The 16,276-nt window shown below is 40.9% G+C and carries 12 protein-coding genes, 1 tRNA gene and 1 rRNA gene; 7 read left to right on the plus strand and 7 right to left on the minus strand.

The genetic code is table 11. The features are described from left to right. Window positions 1-42: 42 nt before the first annotated feature. A tRNA-Thr gene (locus tag AC1EU0_RS18165) sits at window positions 43-118 on the plus strand. Window positions 119-140: 22 nt separating this feature from the next. Further along, window positions 141-256: ribosomal RNA gene (rrf, locus tag AC1EU0_RS18170) — 5S ribosomal RNA — on the plus strand. Window positions 257-437: 181 nt separating this feature from the next. Here rrf and AC1EU0_RS18175 read toward each other — a convergent pair. From AC1EU0_RS18175 to AC1EU0_RS18185, 3 genes are read right to left on the minus strand one after another with little or no spacing between them, the layout of a single operon-like run. Beyond that, the gene (locus AC1EU0_RS18175; RefSeq protein WP_480304069.1) at window positions 438-887 is read right to left on the minus strand and encodes a thioesterase domain-containing protein; all 450 of its coding nucleotides are present in this window, start codon (window positions 885-887) and stop codon (window positions 438-440) included. Further along, window positions 884-1,327, minus strand: coding sequence for a D-aminoacyl-tRNA deacylase (dtd, locus tag AC1EU0_RS18180; protein WP_480304070.1), 444 nt, complete (start codon window positions 1,325-1,327; stop codon window positions 884-886). Before dtd ends, AC1EU0_RS18175 begins: the two co-directional genes overlap by 4 nt. Then, on the minus strand, window positions 1,293-2,186 hold the full coding sequence (locus AC1EU0_RS18185; RefSeq protein WP_480304072.1) for a virulence factor BrkB family protein: 894 nt from the start codon (window positions 2,184-2,186) through the stop codon (window positions 1,293-1,295). The genes dtd and AC1EU0_RS18185 overlap by 35 nt, the downstream gene beginning before the upstream one ends. A 108-nt stretch (window positions 2,187-2,294) precedes the next feature. Between AC1EU0_RS18185 and AC1EU0_RS18190 the strand changes: the two genes are divergently transcribed. Then, a complete protein-coding gene (locus AC1EU0_RS18190) occupies window positions 2,295-2,777 on the plus strand; it encodes a SycD/LcrH family type III secretion system chaperone (RefSeq protein ID WP_480304073.1) in 483 nt (160 codons plus the stop codon). A gap of 51 nt (window positions 2,778-2,828) precedes the next feature. Continuing rightward, window positions 2,829-4,922: a hypothetical protein gene (locus tag AC1EU0_RS18195; RefSeq protein WP_480304075.1), complete on the plus strand. Its 2,094-nt coding sequence runs from the start codon at window positions 2,829-2,831 to the stop codon at window positions 4,920-4,922. Here the strand turns inward: AC1EU0_RS18195 and AC1EU0_RS18200 are convergent. Further along, entirely contained in the window at window positions 4,902-5,837 is a 936-nt protein-coding gene (locus tag AC1EU0_RS18200) for a pseudouridine synthase (protein WP_480304077.1), read from the minus strand. The genes AC1EU0_RS18195 and AC1EU0_RS18200 overlap by 21 nt on opposite strands. 107 nt (window positions 5,838-5,944) lie before the next feature. Between AC1EU0_RS18200 and AC1EU0_RS18205 the strand changes: the two genes are divergently transcribed. Next, a complete protein-coding gene (locus tag AC1EU0_RS18205; RefSeq protein ID WP_480304079.1) occupies window positions 5,945-6,865 on the plus strand; it encodes a manganese-dependent inorganic pyrophosphatase in 921 nt (306 codons plus the stop codon). A 49-nt stretch (window positions 6,866-6,914) separates the two neighbouring features. Here the strand turns inward: AC1EU0_RS18205 and AC1EU0_RS18210 are convergent, their stop codons facing one another. After that, entirely contained in the window at window positions 6,915-7,787 is an 873-nt protein-coding gene (locus AC1EU0_RS18210) for a hypothetical protein (RefSeq protein WP_480304081.1), read from the minus strand. Between the two features lie 386 nt (window positions 7,788-8,173). Between AC1EU0_RS18210 and AC1EU0_RS18215 the strand changes: the two genes are divergently transcribed. Next, on the plus strand, window positions 8,174-8,737 hold the full coding sequence (locus AC1EU0_RS18215) for an SDR family NAD(P)-dependent oxidoreductase (protein ID WP_480304082.1): 564 nt from the start codon (window positions 8,174-8,176) through the stop codon (window positions 8,735-8,737). Between the two features lie 164 nt (window positions 8,738-8,901). Here AC1EU0_RS18215 and AC1EU0_RS18220 read toward each other — a convergent pair whose 3' ends face one another. After that, complete coding sequence (locus AC1EU0_RS18220) at window positions 8,902-12,414, minus strand: hypothetical protein (RefSeq protein ID WP_480304084.1); 3,513 nt, start codon at window positions 12,412-12,414, stop codon at window positions 8,902-8,904. A gap of 172 nt (window positions 12,415-12,586) precedes the next feature. Next, complete coding sequence (gene glnA / locus AC1EU0_RS18225) at window positions 12,587-13,996, minus strand: glutamate--ammonia ligase (protein ID WP_480304086.1); 1,410 nt, start codon at window positions 13,994-13,996, stop codon at window positions 12,587-12,589. Window positions 13,997-14,395: 399 nt separating this feature from the next. Between glnA and typA the strand changes: the two genes are divergently transcribed. Further along, a complete protein-coding gene (gene typA / locus AC1EU0_RS18230; RefSeq protein WP_480304088.1) occupies window positions 14,396-16,219 on the plus strand; it encodes a translational GTPase TypA in 1,824 nt (607 codons plus the stop codon). The last annotated feature ends 57 nt before the right edge of the window (window positions 16,220-16,276 follow it).

The raw sequence follows: 16,276 nt of genomic DNA on the forward strand, positions 1-16,276 counted from the left end.
TATAAATCTTTACTGGCACTAAAAGTAAAGATGCTTTATTTCGCTGATATGGCTCAGTCGGTAGAGCGCATCCTTGGTAAGGATGAGGTCCCCAGTTCGATTCTGGGTATCAGCACCATTATAAAATTGAAAAGAATTTGTCTGGTGACAATAGAACTGTGGTACCACCTGATCCCATCCCGAACTCAGAAGTGAAACGCAGTCTCGCCGATGGTAGTGTGGGGTTTCCCCATGTGAGAGTAGGTCATTGCCAGACGCCAAATACGAAAGTGCCCCGCGCAGAAATGCTCGGGGTTTTTTTGTCTTTGCTTTTTGAAAATAATTAAATCGAACATGGGAATAGAGAGATTGCATGCGTAGTTTGCATGCATCATCACTCGTGTTGAGTAGGGCAAAGACGATGTTTATAAAGGTTAGGTTCGTTGCTGGTATATGAATCAAACGGGCAGGCTAACGTATACCCCCTCAAATCTTGCACATAATGTGTCTTTGCAAAAAATTTCAACCTTGAGCGTTACCCGCTGCTTCTTTGCGACGTTCAGCTCTGTTAGGTCTTTATTTACCCATTTGACTTTAGCTTGTGGTTGGGAGTCGATAGGGGCTAGGTACCTTATGTCGCCTTTCGCTAAGACGATATCTCCTTTGACGTGTTGAAGTTTATGGTTAAGCCAGAATACGCCCCAGCCAGTTAAAGTTGCTAAGGTTGATATCGAACCCGCAAACATAGTCTGGTGACAGTTTATATTTGGCTCTACAGGAGCGGTGACGACAAACTCTTTATCTTTATAACTGACAGGGGTAATGCTCATGGCTTTAGAAATTGGAATGGTGCTATGCCAAGTCGTTTCTAGTTCAGCAATTAATGATTCTATATGAGGTGTGGTCATTTTTTTGTTTCCAAGATAAAGGTAACTGGCCCATCATTGGTGAGGCTAACTTGCATATCGGCGCCGAAACTCCCTGTTTCAGTTATCACTCCTTGCTGCTGACAGTATTCAATAAAATGTTGATATAGGGCATTAGCTTGTTCTGGCGTCCCTGCTGATGAAAAACTTGGCCTACGCCCTCGACTGGTATCTGCTGCAAGGGTGAATTGAGAAATAACCAGTAACTCTCCCTGAACTTGCTCAAGATTAAGATTCATTTTTCCAGCATCATCTGAAAAAACGCGATAGTTAATGATCCTTTGAGCAAGTGTTTCGGCATCTTTAGGCGTATCTTGTTGCTCAACACCTAATAATATCAGTAACCCTTTTTGTATCTGACCTATTGTGGTTTGGTCTACTTCAACCTTAGCTTGACTGACTCTTTGAATGATAGCTTTCATCTTGTTGTTCTTGTATTTGATTAAAAAATTCTGGTAATGCAGCCGTAATTAATGCGCCTAATAACACGATCATCCATGAAATATACACCCAAACAAATAAGATCGGGATGGTGGCTAGTGTTCCGTAGATAGCTTCATAACTTGGAAAGTGAGTGAGATAAAAAGCGAATACTTTTTTGCCTGCTTCGAACAAAAAGGATGCGCATGCGGCACCAATAAGTCCATGCTTCCAGTTTACGTGTGTGTTTGGAACAGTCAGATAAAGCATAAAAAAAGCGGCAAAAGAAAATAACATAGGAAGCTTAGAGATAAAGAATGGTGCCACTTGGGGATCATTAAAAAACTTTAATGAGATCAAGTAAGAGCTTGCGGCTAAACTGGCTCCAACAAATATTGGGCCAAGGGTTAATACCATCCAATACATAGAAAACGAAATGGCCCAGCGACGTTTTTTCTTGATTCGCCAAATTTTGTTTAATGTGCGATCTACCGTTGAGATCAGCATTAAGGCCACAACGACTAATACCATGATACCAATAGTGGTGCCCTTAGAAGCGTTATTAACAAACTTGTTGATGTTGGACTGAATGATGTCATTGGCGGAGGGTAAAAAGTTTTGATAAATGAATTGTTCTATCAATTCTCGTATTCCCTGAAATACGGGAAAAATGGACAGCATCGACATCATTACGGCCACGATGGGGACCAATGACAGTAAGGTAACGTAGGTTAGATGGCCTGCAACAATGTTGATTTGGTCTTGTTTAAAGCGGTTAAACAAGTGAACTAAAAAGCAAGCAAAGGTCCTTACAAAAGATAATTGCTGGGGTAATGTGGCTAATGATTTAAACCCATTCATGGTTGAGTTCTCCGAGTCCATGAGAATTTTCGTAAACTATCGCATTGAAATGGCATTAGTGCAATACAGTCTATACTGATGATCAGTCCACATCATTAGGAGTCTTAAATGAAGCAGCGTGATCCTGACTGGGAAGTCGATATCAAACAGCTGGAAGAAGCGTGCCATCAAGCGTTAGTCGAGCATAAGACTTTGGCTGAAGCAAAAGGGATCAGCCCTCAAGAGCTCGAAGACCTATATGCGAAAGGCTTAGAAAAGTATCATGCTGAAAAACCAGAAGAGGCATTAGCCGACTTTAGTTATCTTGTGATGCACCAACCTTATGATCGCCGATTCCATATGGCACTAGGTTCAACTTTTCATTGGTTAGGTGAATTTAAGCACGCGATGAATTTTTATGGGTATGCATTATTAATGGATGCTTGTGATCCTGGTGCGACCTTTCGTATTGCTCAATGTTTTTTGAGCTTAGGGGATGAAGCCTCGGCGATAGATGCGTTGCAAACGGCTATATCTCAAAGTTTTACCAAACCTGAACATTACGAGATTGGTCAGCATGCTCGTAAGTTGCTAGAAGAAATTAATAAGTAACATTTTCTTTTAATCCTCAGGGAAGAGCTGTATTACACATAAAGAGGTAGTATGGCTGTCGTTGGTGATATAAGTCTTGCTCCAGCATTGGTAAGTACTTATAGCGATACAAACTCTGCTTCAGCTGATGAATGTTCAGAGCAAGATAAAAAAGTTCCTACCGTTATAGTTACTCCTCCATCAGATACTCCTCCAATGCGCTCTGCTATCAACTCTTCGTCTGCATTAACAACATTTCATCCAAATCAGATAGACATAACGGCTTCAAGGACAAGTTCACGTAAAGCACTACTTACTACGGTAAGTGAGCAAGTTAAAGCCTCAAAACTGGAGTTCGAAGAGTCACGAGAAAGAGCACAGCAAGAGCGTATTAATCTAGCAAAGAAGCGGTTTTTTCTTAAATTAGCCGCTCTAGGCGTGAGCATTTTTGCTTTAATTGTCTCTCTTGGTATTACAGCTGCTACAGGAGGGCAAGGGGCACCCGTCACAGTGATTTTTGGGGTATTAACACTGATTACATTGGCCGATCTCATGTGCGCATTAAAAGATCTCTCTGATAAAAAAAAAGGACTAAGAGGATTGCCCATGGCTGATGATTCTATCGCTAATGGCGTTTATGCTCTTTTGGCCAAAGCAGGGGTTAAACCAAAGCACGCTAGAGTCACAGCGAAAATAGGTTCTGTATCCGTTAAAGTATTACTTGGTATTGCTCTGATTGGCTTTTTAGAAGCTTCTCCAGAGTTTTTAAGTACTCCAGCAGGCATCATTCAAGCCGTGGATGAAGTGGTGGAGCAAGGCGTTATTTTTGGCGTCGAGCAGTCTCAAGTTTTACCGGAAACACAAGACTCTGTTTCACATCATAGAATTGAGCAAAAAGTCAGATATCAAGTCTATCTCGCTTTGGTGGAAAAAGAAAAAAAACTAAAAAAAATCACAGATGAACAAATGAGAATTGAACAAGAGTTTGCAGATAAAATCATTAAAGAAAAAGTGAATGTAGAGGAGCAAATTAAACGGACGGATGCTGAATTAACGATAGTAAAAAGACAACTAATGGCTTGGAATCAATTGGTCTCGAAAGCAAATAGCGATCAAGTTGAACTATCGCATAGTCTGGAAGACGTTAATGTTGAAATACAACCGCCTACTGTTACGGATGATGAAATAAAGCAGCATGCACTTATGTTTCAGCCATTCGAAGAAGCTCGCAAGATTAATATAGAGTTTAGCGAGGATGCACAAAGAGTCAGGGAACAAAAAAATCAGGCTCTAAAGGAGTTAAAAGAATCTAAGCTCAAGCATGCAAAATGGAACCTAGTGACTAAAAGCATTACAAGTGGAGTGTTGTTTGTCGGAATAGGCATTGCTGCTTCGATAACGGTTTTTACGTTAGGCTTAGGGGCGCCTTTGTTGCTATTTGCTATGCTCAGTTTTGGGATCAGTGCCTCTGATACTGTTGGTGCTTCTATAGAGTTGCATAACACAAAGAAAGAGCAGCCCTCTCAAGAGTTCGGTTGGGATATGCTTGCTAACCTCTCTTTTCGCTTTTTTACTTGGCGGAACGTAGAGCAAACAAAAGCAAGACGTTGGGCTGAAAGAACATCTGGAATCACTCGGTTATTGTGCAGTTTTGGTGCGTTATTACCCAGAACCTCAGCGTCAGATGTCACTGAAAAAATTGATGACGTAATGGATGTGATACAACAAATAGCTGAGCCTATTCAAGATTTATCGGAGCAAATGTCATCCCGTGAGGAGTGTGCAGAGGTTGTGACGGCGGTTGACCGTAAAATGTCACAAGAAGCACATCAACAGTCGCTGGTTTTTACTTCACATAATGATGCTATGGGGCGTCTTAAAAAAGATGCAATGCATAACCTCAATCCCTGTATACAAGAACGTTTAATCCATTTAGCCTTACTCAGAAGCTGCGAAGAGCAACTATCACAGTGCAAAGCACAGTTCTTGAAGCTCAAAGAGCAAGAAAAAGAAAAATTATTTTCCTACATTGGGGACATTAGTGGCTGTGAATGGTTAGTTTCGCTGCTGACGACATCGGAATTTGAAAAATATAACGAACGAATACCGCTTAAGAGGTTAGGCAGTTTAAGAGGGGAAGAAGTACTACTTCCTCTCATGGCTTAACGTCCATGGTTGGCAACTAAACGAAAAAGTTTGCTTTGAAATAGGATCAGTAAAACTTAATTTATGAGCCAACAATTTTAGCGGTTTTTCAAAAAAGTGGTCATCGATCATTTTGGGTTTGATTTGTAATGTTGGATAAAAGCGATCATTTAAAATAGGCATCCCTAAGCTTTGCATATGAACTCGCAGTTGATGGGTGCGACCGGTAATCGGACTAAGTTCAAATAATCCTATTCCTTGGTGAGTTTCAACCAATGAGATCTCAGAGTGTGAATTTACGTCTCCTTCAGCGACCTTGACTAAAAATGATGGCGTTGAGCGTTCAAGGCAATTTTTGACTGTCCAGTTCATTACTTTTTTTGCTGAAAACTCCTTTTCTATTGTTTTCGTTAGCACAGCAAGGGCTTGATAATGTTTTTCAATGTCACCATTTGAAAACAAATTATGATAGGTGCCTCTGTATTGAGGATCTTTAGTAAATAACATGACTCCGGCGGTATCTTTATCTAAGCGGTGTGCTGGTGCAATCGTGTCTATACCTGTTTTTAGTCTTAGACGGTGTACAAGACACTCGTTAACGTGATTACCGCTTGGGGTGACAGGCAAAAAATGGGGTTTATAAACAATTAAAAATCGTTCGTTTTCAAATAAAATCTCCTCTTGAAACGGCACCTTAGCTTCTTGTTCTACTTCACGAAAATAGTAAACGCGCTGAGTAGGGCGGCATAACGTTGTTAACTCAATCATTGTTCCGTCTTGCCAAAACACCTTGTTATCACAAATCCGCTGCTGCCAAACAGCATATTCAATATGAGGGAACTGTTGGCTAAGAAAATGAACAACTGTGGTGTCAGGTAATACCTGTTGCGGGATAACAATGTATGAAGGCTGAGCCGCACGAGCATGAGAAAGCATGAAAATTCTTGAGTGGTAAAAAGGGTATTTTACCCCATTTCAGAGATATTTTTGAAATGGGATGAATTTTGTTAAAATCCTAGCAAATAACTTGGAGACTATGAGCAATGTCAATGTATGTAGTGGGACACAAGATCCCTGATTCTGATTCAATTTGTGGCGCCATCGCTTTGGCTTACCTAAAAAATCAGATTGGTGAACCAGCAAAAGCATCTCGTTTAGGTGAGCTTTCACCAGAAACACAATTCATTTTAGATAAGTTCGGTTTTGAAGCGCCAGAACTTAAAATGAGCTATGCGGGTGAAGACGTTTATATTGTTGACCACTCAGAATTAACTCAAGCGCCTGACGATATTGCTGAAGCAACCATTGTTGGTATTGTTGATCACCATAAATTGGGTGATCTAACTACGTCTACACCGCTTGAATGCTGGATCCGCCCGGTAGGTTGTTCAAACACAGTCATTAAGATGATGTATGACTTTTACAATGTTGAGATCCCTAAAGACATTGCTGGCATCATGATGTGTGCAATTTTGAGCGATACCGTCATATTCAAATCACCAACTTGTACAACAGCCGATATTCGTTGTGTTGAAGCCCTAGCTGAAGTCGCAGGTATCGAAGACTTTAAAGCGGTAGGCATGGACATGTTTAACGTGAAGTCTGATGTAAAAGGCGCTAAGCCACGTGAGCTTGTGATGCGTGATTTTAAAGACTTTAACATGAACGGTAACCTTGTAGGTATTGGTCAGCTTGAAGTCGTTGACTTAGCCGTATTTGATGATATTAAAGCCGATTTAGAAGCCGATATTGCGGCACTTAAAGAAGAAGGCAATCGTCACACTGTAATGTTATTACTTACTGACATTATGAAAGAAGGCTCAGAGCTGTTAGTTGTGAGTGATGATGCTGATTTAAGTGAAAAAGCGTACAAGATTGCATCAGAAAATGGCCGCTCTTGGTTACCAGGTGTGTTAAGCCGTAAGAAGCAAGTTGTACCTCCTCTTCAGGAAGTGTTTGCTTAATTTGCTAATGAAGTGCTCAATCAATAGGTTGAGCACTTCATTAATATTTTCAGTACGATTTTTCTCTTTCATCAATCTTTGCGATGAATGCTCTTGGGTTATCAACGCCCAAATACACTTCTTTTATTTCTCCTATTGCTTGCTTTAACACCAATTTGATATTGGGCGAGCCAGAGAAATTATAGCGCTTGATATGAGGTGCGCGTTTTATCCATTTTTGGTTGAGTTCAGCCGTTTCAATATTGCAAAGCTCAAGGATAATTGGGTTAAACACACCATAGCGAATATAAAGGTGTTGGCTGTCGATTGATATTGGACGACGAGACAGTGCTCGATATTCAGCAATCAAAAAAGTCATACCTAGTAAGGTGACTAGCGAAACAATATTCGCCGCCGCAGCAGACCAAGTAAAATGCACCAATAAATGAACTATCGGGATCTCAAATATAAACAACAAAATAAAGCCGAGAGCGTTTGATTGTGCTCCGTCTTTGTTGTGATAGCTAAAATGTCTATCGCCTTTAAAGTGTTTAGGGTTGACCTTATTTGCGAACAAAGCAAAGGTCCAGATTCTGGCTTCAAAACTTAATATTTGGGTGATAATACCTTTGCCGAATGCCTTTTCAATCGGCGCTGCAATAGCGCTATCGGGATCCATATTTTCGGAAAGCGCCGATTTAATCCCGACATAAACAGTAAAAATAGTAAAAATTTCAAAGGCCAAAAATAGTGGAATGATCAAATAGCGTAATGCTGCTAAATAAGACCATATTTCTTGCTTAGGCTCTGGAATAATAAAACGGCCAATAAGAATTACCAACAGCAAGTAGCTGATGGATTTTATGAGCGCTTGCTTTTTGTCTTTGATACATAAAATCAAATGAGCGGAATTGATATTAAGCCATCCAGTAAATACAGCCATTCAAACTTAGCTTCTCCGTACTCGTTTAACCAAGTATTGGATTGATAGTAATACGCCCACCATACTGAAATTAAGGTAAAAAAGAGAAATGGAATGTGCTGCTTTTTTATTGGAATTAACAACTTATCTTCCTTGTTATAAGTGATTAATTATCAAGATGATAAATCAATTTGATAATTAATTCATTCATCCTTTTACCTTATTTGATTTATGGCTGATTCAGCTTAAATTCATGGAGTTAGCTCAATATAGTTTTATTTTGAAGTTTTGAATTGTATTAGGTCGTAGTATGGGAACATCAGTATTAGTCACAGGCTCTGCTAGAGGGTTTAGTTTTTTTAATAGTAAATACCTTACTGGATAATGGATTTACTGTGGTTGCGTCAATGCGTGATCCTTATGGAAAAGATTTAGCGATTGCCGATGAACTTCAATTGAAAGGGGCACGAGTGGTTGCCATTGATGTGACTGATGATAAAAGTGTGATCAATGGAGTGGCTCAAGCAATTGAAGACGTCGGAGAGATAGATGCCTTGATCAACAATGCAGGCAGAGGGACCTTGGGTTGGCAAGAGAGTTTTACGATTAATGACTTTAAAACTGTATTTGATATTAATGTGTTCGGGGTGCAGAGAATGATCCGAGCGGTGCTGCCATATATGAAGTTGCGTCAGAATGGAACACTGATCCAAATATCCAGTACTTTCGGTCAGTTCGTGCTGCCTTTTATGGGAGCGTATAACGCTAGTAAACATGCGCTGGAAGGAATGACAGAAACTTACCGTGTCGAGCTTTCGCAGTTTGAGATTCAATCGCTATTGGCGCAGTCGGGTGCTTTTGGAACACCATTATCATCCAATCTGATACAAGGCAGTGATAATGACGTGAGTCAGTCTTATGGAGAACTTGCTAATGCGCCTGAAAAGCAAATTGAACTCTTCAATATATGAACATCACCCTGTTGAAGAGGTTAATCAAAGCCTTGAACGCCCAATGTAGCAACTATATAGAGAAGACCCTTTTCATCATTTGTTGAGTCTGAAGCAAAATGGATAAATCGTTTTTGCTAAACGCTTAAGCAAGTGACTACTTTTCGCTTCTTAGCAAGTAAACATTACCGTTTCTTTTTCAATGATTCTTTGATCGTATTGGTTTTCTTTATGTCAGCCGTATTTACGTAAATTTCCCAACCTTCTTTGTATTTTGAATTCAACTCTTCAAAAATAAGAGCCTCTAATGCATCAGCATGATTGTCCAGTTGGAATTTAGGAAAGCACCAAATACCATTATTGGGCGCAAATAAATACACATCATATCCAGATTGCCCGCTGCTCTTGGCTGGCTCGATAAGTACTAAACAGCAGATATGCTCTTTAGTAGTAAGACCCAGATACTTATGCTGTGCGAGTAGCTTAAATAAATATCGACGATTGATTTTCAAGTGGTTCTGTGGGGTTCGAAATGAAACTGGGATATGATCAAATGAAAATAGCTCAGTATGCTCAGCTTGCAAATAGGCGATTCTTTCTGGTAGTACACTCCAAGGCTTAGCTGTCACGTTGCCTTTATCGGCATACAATATAGGCCTGTTATGGGTCATGGCATAGCGAATGAAATCTGAACAAAAGCCCGAACACCACCCTAGCGATATACGGGCAGTTGGTTCAGCATCCAGCCAATTACTTTGGTTGAAATGCAAATAATCACATTGGTTTTTCCATAATAAGGGTAATGGACGTGTTTTAATGGGTTGATGTTTTCTGTAAAGCAACAGTTGTTGCTTAGTTTTTACCTTATCCGAGGTCCAACGTAGCATTTCTTGCCATAGCGCATGAGTCCCATGAGCACGTAGTAACTCAATATCACGAATGTCTTCGATTAACCCTTTATCCACAAGAGCCAGAATAGATCTCGTTAATAGAGGGTGTAGTTTGGCGATTTGAAACCACTCTCGCTTATTGCTTCCCAGCACTAGGCGATGAAGCCCTTTCATGTCAACAATTAACATTTCAGCGATGGCCCGATGCATTTGACAAAGGGTAAACAGCTCTTTGGGAGATAATGTGGCGAATCTACTTGGTTGGGTAAATAATACTTTGGCAACTTGTACGTGCTTATTGGCTAGGTTAATCCACTGCTGATGAGATAAAAACTTAAAAAATCGGTTTGAAGTCTTATGATTACAAAATGATGTTACCGCTTTGGAGCTTGCTTTCATCAGTAATTGGTACTGCTGCTGAAGAGTAAAGTTCTGTTCAAAATAGCCAGTGTTGATCACATGCTCTGTTACATAGCTGTATTCCAAGCAGGCTTGAAAGTAATCCTCTGGCACCAATTTTCCCATGAGCGCAGCGTTGCCACATATTTGGTCAAGTTGTTGCCATAATTGGGTTCGAACAATAAGTTTAATAAGCTGTTTTGGTGACAACTTTTGAACAAGCGGCTGATACTTTGGCTTTAACAGAATTTCAAGGCAATGAGCGATACTGTCCATGCACATATGGTAGACATCTGTGCCTGTTAGGGATTGCCAAATTTGATCGTTACTCAAAATACTATCAATGTGTTGCTTTGTACAAAAAATTTTACTTGGAATATGCTGTCTTTCAGCGTCGACCAATTCCCATAAATGTGGCCAACTTTTAAGAAGTAGATTAACTTGTTTGTTTGAAAGCTGCTGAGTATTCTCTCGCATCAATTGAGTGGCCAGTACTCGTTTATAGCAAGCGGCATCCACTTGATCATCTAATGACAGTTCATGGGGTAAATCTGGCTGTGCGACTAATGCTTTACTTGTGCAGGCTTCAGCGATTTTCTTTTCGGGAATGCCAAAATCGAGTAATTGCCTCCCATATAAACTGAGTAGAAATAATTTCGCATCTTCATTGGTTGAATCCAGTATCTTATGGGCAGTATCTGCATCAAGCAATTTTGGTTCAGCATTTAAGCAATGACAAAGCAGTTGTTCTGTTTGTGGCATCGTTTTCGCCCAATGATATAATGCTTGCCGATAATCAAAGTAATTGACCAAATAGCACATTGAGGTGAGCCAAGCCGCCTTTTCTTTTTCAGTAAAGTTGTTGAATTTATCTCTTTGTAAATGAAAGCGAGTAAATTGAGTTAGAGCAAGTGAAGGGAACCTTGCGGCTACCTGACCTTTTTCAGCTTCTGTTAAGGTATCATCAAATTTCCCTTGAATAGCTTGTTGAGCCAGTTTGTTATCGCCGTAGCATAAACACATCAATGAATGCGCTGCTGCGGGGGAATAAAAAAGACTTCCAGCTAAATAGTAATCTCTTATTTCTCTGTGGTAATAAGATATTGAGCAGAGCGCCGATAAAGACAATCTGCAGATACGCAGAATTTTCCATGCCCCATCTGTTGAAGAGCGTCGAGCTAATGCGACTAATTGTCGCTCTAAGCTTCTAGTTTGGGAGTGTAAGGGATGATGTAGCCTCTCAGTTACTGGTGGAGAGAGAAATTTTTTACTTAGGTAATTGCCTTTTGTTAGTTGAGGGATTTCTGGAATTATTGAAGGTGCAAGAGGTTCAGTAAATGGCAATAAACAACGTATACTTTCGCATTCTTTATCCGTCAGTTTTGCGCTCGCAAGCCATTTTTCATCGGATAAATATTTGTCTAACTCCAAAATACAAGCATTAACTTGGGCATTGGATTTGTTATGCCTAAGGTATTGAGTGAGCAGCTGTAATCCTAAAACGACAAGTCGCCTTTGCTGCTGTGTAGATATAGCAGTAACAGAATAGCTTTTAGTTGGTTCGACCCATTGGTATTCGCTTTCATATCTTCCAGCCCCCAAATGCTGCTCGACGAGCTGAATTAATGTTACTAAGAGTTGCTTTATACAAGGATAAAGTATCGAGTCAGGCGTAATATTACATTGCTCTAATGTATTAATAGCCAGTTCTAATTGTTGATCAGGTAGTTCGCTTGATTTGAATTGGTCGACCTGTAATAACTGGCGTAGTTTACTTTTATATAAGGCCTCTGCATCCTCTTTTGAAATTAATGGACATGAACCTGATATAACAAGCTTTGAGAGCTGTATGTGTTCTTCAAGAGTTAATGATAAGTCTGTTTTATCGAAAGTTATCAATAAATACAGTTTATTCAGAAACGCATCAGGATCATTTATTGTTACGACTGATAGGCTACTTGAGAATAGGTAAAGAATAAAATCGGGTTGTTGTTGACTCCAATGTCGTAATCGTTGCAAAGGTAATGAAATTCGTTCTGCAAGTCTTAAGTCATCTCTATCGATCACGCATTTCAATTGTTGGAAAAAAATTTTAGCTTCAAGTTGCCCACTCTGTAATGCGTTATCACAATTGATAAAAAACTGACAGATTGACTGCGAACTGGCTGGTTCAATTTGCTTGTTTAGCTCATTCAAAATGGGAATAAGGCAATGGGGAGCATGGTTAATAAGAGTTTGTATTAAATCTAATTGCTCAACAGTAGTAAACCAATGTTCAGTATCAGTTAATAATAGCTGCACTTGTTCTTCGCGTGTTTTTGAAGAATAGATACTTACTTCATCAGGCTCTTGTGGAAAAACGTTATCTGTATAGACAAGGCCGTTATTGATATGTGGTGTACTGATCAAATAGAACTCAGGGAAATTACAAAAGTGTTTGTAATAAACCTTAGAGTAGGTAAAACAAGAGTTCCACTTAAAGCGGTCAGGCTGAATAAAGGTTAACCTGATGTAAATGTTAAAATAATGAAGCCGAATAATCTCGATTATTCGGCTTCAAATATCACGAGCATAAATAAGTTTACAAGCTGTAGTAAAGCTCGAACTCAACTGGGTGAGTAGTACGGCTTACGCGTTCTGCCTCTTCCGTTTTCAGCGCAATGTATGACTCGATGTAATCTTTACTGAATACGCCACCTTTCGTTAGGAAGTCACAATCAGCTTGTAGGCTTGATAATGCTTCTTCTAAAGAGGTCGCTACTTGCGGGATACCGTCAGCCACTTCTGGTGGTAGATCGTATAAGTCTTGATCCATTGCATCACCTGGGTGAATTTTGTTTTCAATACCGTCAAGGCCAGCCATCAGTAGCGCAGAGAACGCAAGGTACGGATTCGCCATAGGATCTGGGAAGCGAGTCTCAATACGACGTGCTTTCGGGCTTGGCACTACAGGAATGCGGATTGACGCTGAACGGTTACGTGCAGAGTAAGCCAGCATAACTGGTGCTTCAAAGTGAGGGATCAGACGCTTATACGAGTTAGTGCTTGGGTTGGTGAAAGCGTTTAGCGCTTTAGCGTGCTTGATGATACCACCAATGTAGTAAAGTGCCATTTCACTTAGACCTGCATATTGATCACCAGCAAATAAGTTTACACCGTCTTTGGCAAGAGATTGGTGAACGTGCATGCCGCTACCATTGTCACCAACGACAGGCTTAGGCATAAAGGTCGCTGTTTTGCCATAGACGTGTGCTGCATTGTGGACAACGTATTTTAAGATCTGAGTTTCATCCGCTTTAAGGGTAAGAGTATTAAAGCGAGTAGCGATTTCGTTTTGACCTGCGGTTGCGACTTCATGGTGATGAGCTTCAACAACCAAACCCATTTCTTCCATAAGTAGACACATTGCACTACGAAGATCTTGTGATGAGTCAACCGGTGCTACTGGGAAGTAACCACCTTTCACCATTGGACGGTGACCTGTGTTGCCATCATCATATTGCTTATCAGAATTCCAAGCGGCTTCTGTTGAATCAATGGCGTACATGCTGCCAGCCATGTCAGTTTTGAAGCGAACATCATCGAATAAGAAGAACTCTGGCTCAGGGCCGATTAATACTGTGTCTGCAATCCCCGTAGAGCGCAAATAGTCTTCAGCACGCTTAGCAATTGAGCGTGGATCGCGGTCGTAACCTTGCATGGTGCTTGGCTCAAGAATGTCACAGCGGATCAGTGCGGTAGTTTCTTCGGTGAAAGGATCAAGTACAAAGGTGCTTGGATCTGGCATTAATACCATGTCAGATTCGTTGATGCCTTTCCAACCTGCGATAGATGAGCCATCGAACATTTTTCCATCTTCAAAGAAGTCTTCATCGATCTGGCTAGCAGGAATTGATACGTGTTGTTCTTTACCTTTAGTATCAGTGAAACGTAGGTCAACGAATTTTACATCAAACTCTTCTAGTTGTTCTAATACAGCAACAATCGACATGCTTAAATCTCCAAATGGAATGAAAGGGTACGCTTTTATTGTGGGGCGATCATATCACATCACCTGTTTAGGTGTTGTTCTAAGCTAACATTGTGCCAAAAGATTAAGTTATTGATATATAGTGTTATTGCGTGATTTTTTGTTATGCAAAATACTCATTTTGCACCACGAAGCGATCAGGGTGCACCAATGTGGTGCGTGGAAAGGACTTTACTGGAAGATGAATTTTTAATTGAACAAAAAATAATCCTGTGCCTTGAGCCTGAGCTAGAGTAGAATAGCACGCTTTTTGAGGGTGAACCCTGTTTCACTCTTGAATGTTGATTTTGATATTTTCGCCAAATGCAGCACTCATTAACGAGTCTGTCTGGGTTTGGCATAAGATGGTAAGAGGCTAAAGTGTCTAAGCTAGAAAAATTACGTAACATCGCGATTATTGCTCACGTTGACCACGGTAAAACAACTTTGGTTGATAAACTATTGGCGCAATCAGGTACCCTTGAAACGCGCGGCGAAGCCACTGAGCGCGTGATGGATTCAAATGATCTCGAAAAAGAACGTGGGATCACCATTCTGGCAAAGAATACTGCCATCAAGTGGAACGACTACCGCATTAACATCGTAGATACTCCAGGACACGCCGATTTCGGTGGTGAAGTAGAGCGTGTTCTGTCTATGGTTGATTCTGTATTGCTATTGGTTGATGCAGTGGATGGCCCAATGCCACAAACTCGCTTCGTGACCAAAAAAGCATTCGCTCAAGGCCTTAAGCCTATTGTTGTGATCAACAAGATTGACCGCCCAGGTGCGCGTCCTGATTGGGTTATGGATCAAGTGTTTGATTTGTTCGATAACTTAGGTGCAACTGATGAGCAGTTAGACTTCCCTGTAGTTTATGCTTCAGCGCTAAACGGTTTTGCAACGCTTGAGCCAGATGAGCAAAGCGAAGACATGACGCCGCTGTTTGAAGCTATCGTTGAGAAAGTATCTCGTCCAGATGCTGATGCGGAAGGTAACTTCCAAATGCAGATTTCACAGCTGGACTATAACTCTTACGTTGGTGTTATTGGTGTTGGCCGTATTAAGCGTGGTAGCGTAAAAGTTAACCAACAAGTTACGGTTGTGAGTGCTGACGGCGAAACTCGAAATGGTAAAGTAGGTCAAGTATTGGGTTATATGGGTCTTGACCGTCATGAAGTACAAGAAGCAAATGCGGGTGACATTGTTGCAATCACCGGCCTTGGCGAACTGAAAATTTCTGACACCATTTGTCCACAAGGCCAGCCTGATGCCCTTCCTGCATTATCGGTAGATGAGCCTACATTGACCATGACTTTCCAAGTGAACACCTCTCCGTTCGCTGGTAAAGAAGGTAAATACGTAACATCACGTAATATTCTTGAGCGTCTTGAGCAAGAGTTGGTTCACAACGTGGCATTACGCGTTGAAGAAACTGACAGCCCAGATCGTTTCCGCGTTTCTGGTCGTGGTGAACTTCACTTATCAATTCTGATTGAGAACATGCGTCGTGAAGGCTATGAGCTAGCGGTATCACGTCCTGAAGTTATCGTGAAAGAAATTGATGGTCAAATGAGCGAGCCATACGAAAGTGTAACGGTTGACGTTGAAGAAGAACATCAAGGCAGCGTGATTGAAAAGCTCGGTATGCGTAAAGGTGATATGCGTGATATGCAGCCTGACGGTAAAGGCCGTGTACGTATCGACTTTATGATCCCAAGCCGTGGCTTGATTGGTTTCCAAACCGAATTCTTAACAGCTACCTCAGGTACTGGTTTGATTTACCACACGTTTGATCACTATGGTCCAGCGTTGGATGGTGACATCGGTCAGCGTAACAATGGTGTGTTGATTTCAAACGGAACCGGCAAAGCGTTAACGTTTGCTCTGTTTGGTCTACAAGATCGTGGTCGTCTGTTTATCGGACACGGTGCTGAAGTATATGAAGGCCAAGTGATTGGTATTCATGCTCGCTCAAATGACTTAACGGTTAACTGCTTAAAAGGTAAACAGCTTACCAACATGCGTGCATCGGGTACCGATGAAGCACAGGTACTGACACCTCCAATTGAGCTAACTCTAGAACGTGCACTAGAATTTATCGATGATGATGAGCTAGTAGAAGTAACGCCTGAAAGCATTCGAGTTCGTAAGAAAAACCTAACAGAAAATGACCGTAAACGTGCTGCACGTGGTCATGCTTAATCTTAAATAAAAGATAAGCGTCTGAAAACCCAGCCTGAGTTGCTGGGTTTTTTATTG

This window comes from Parashewanella sp. 2210YD4-3 (assembly GCF_056591735.1).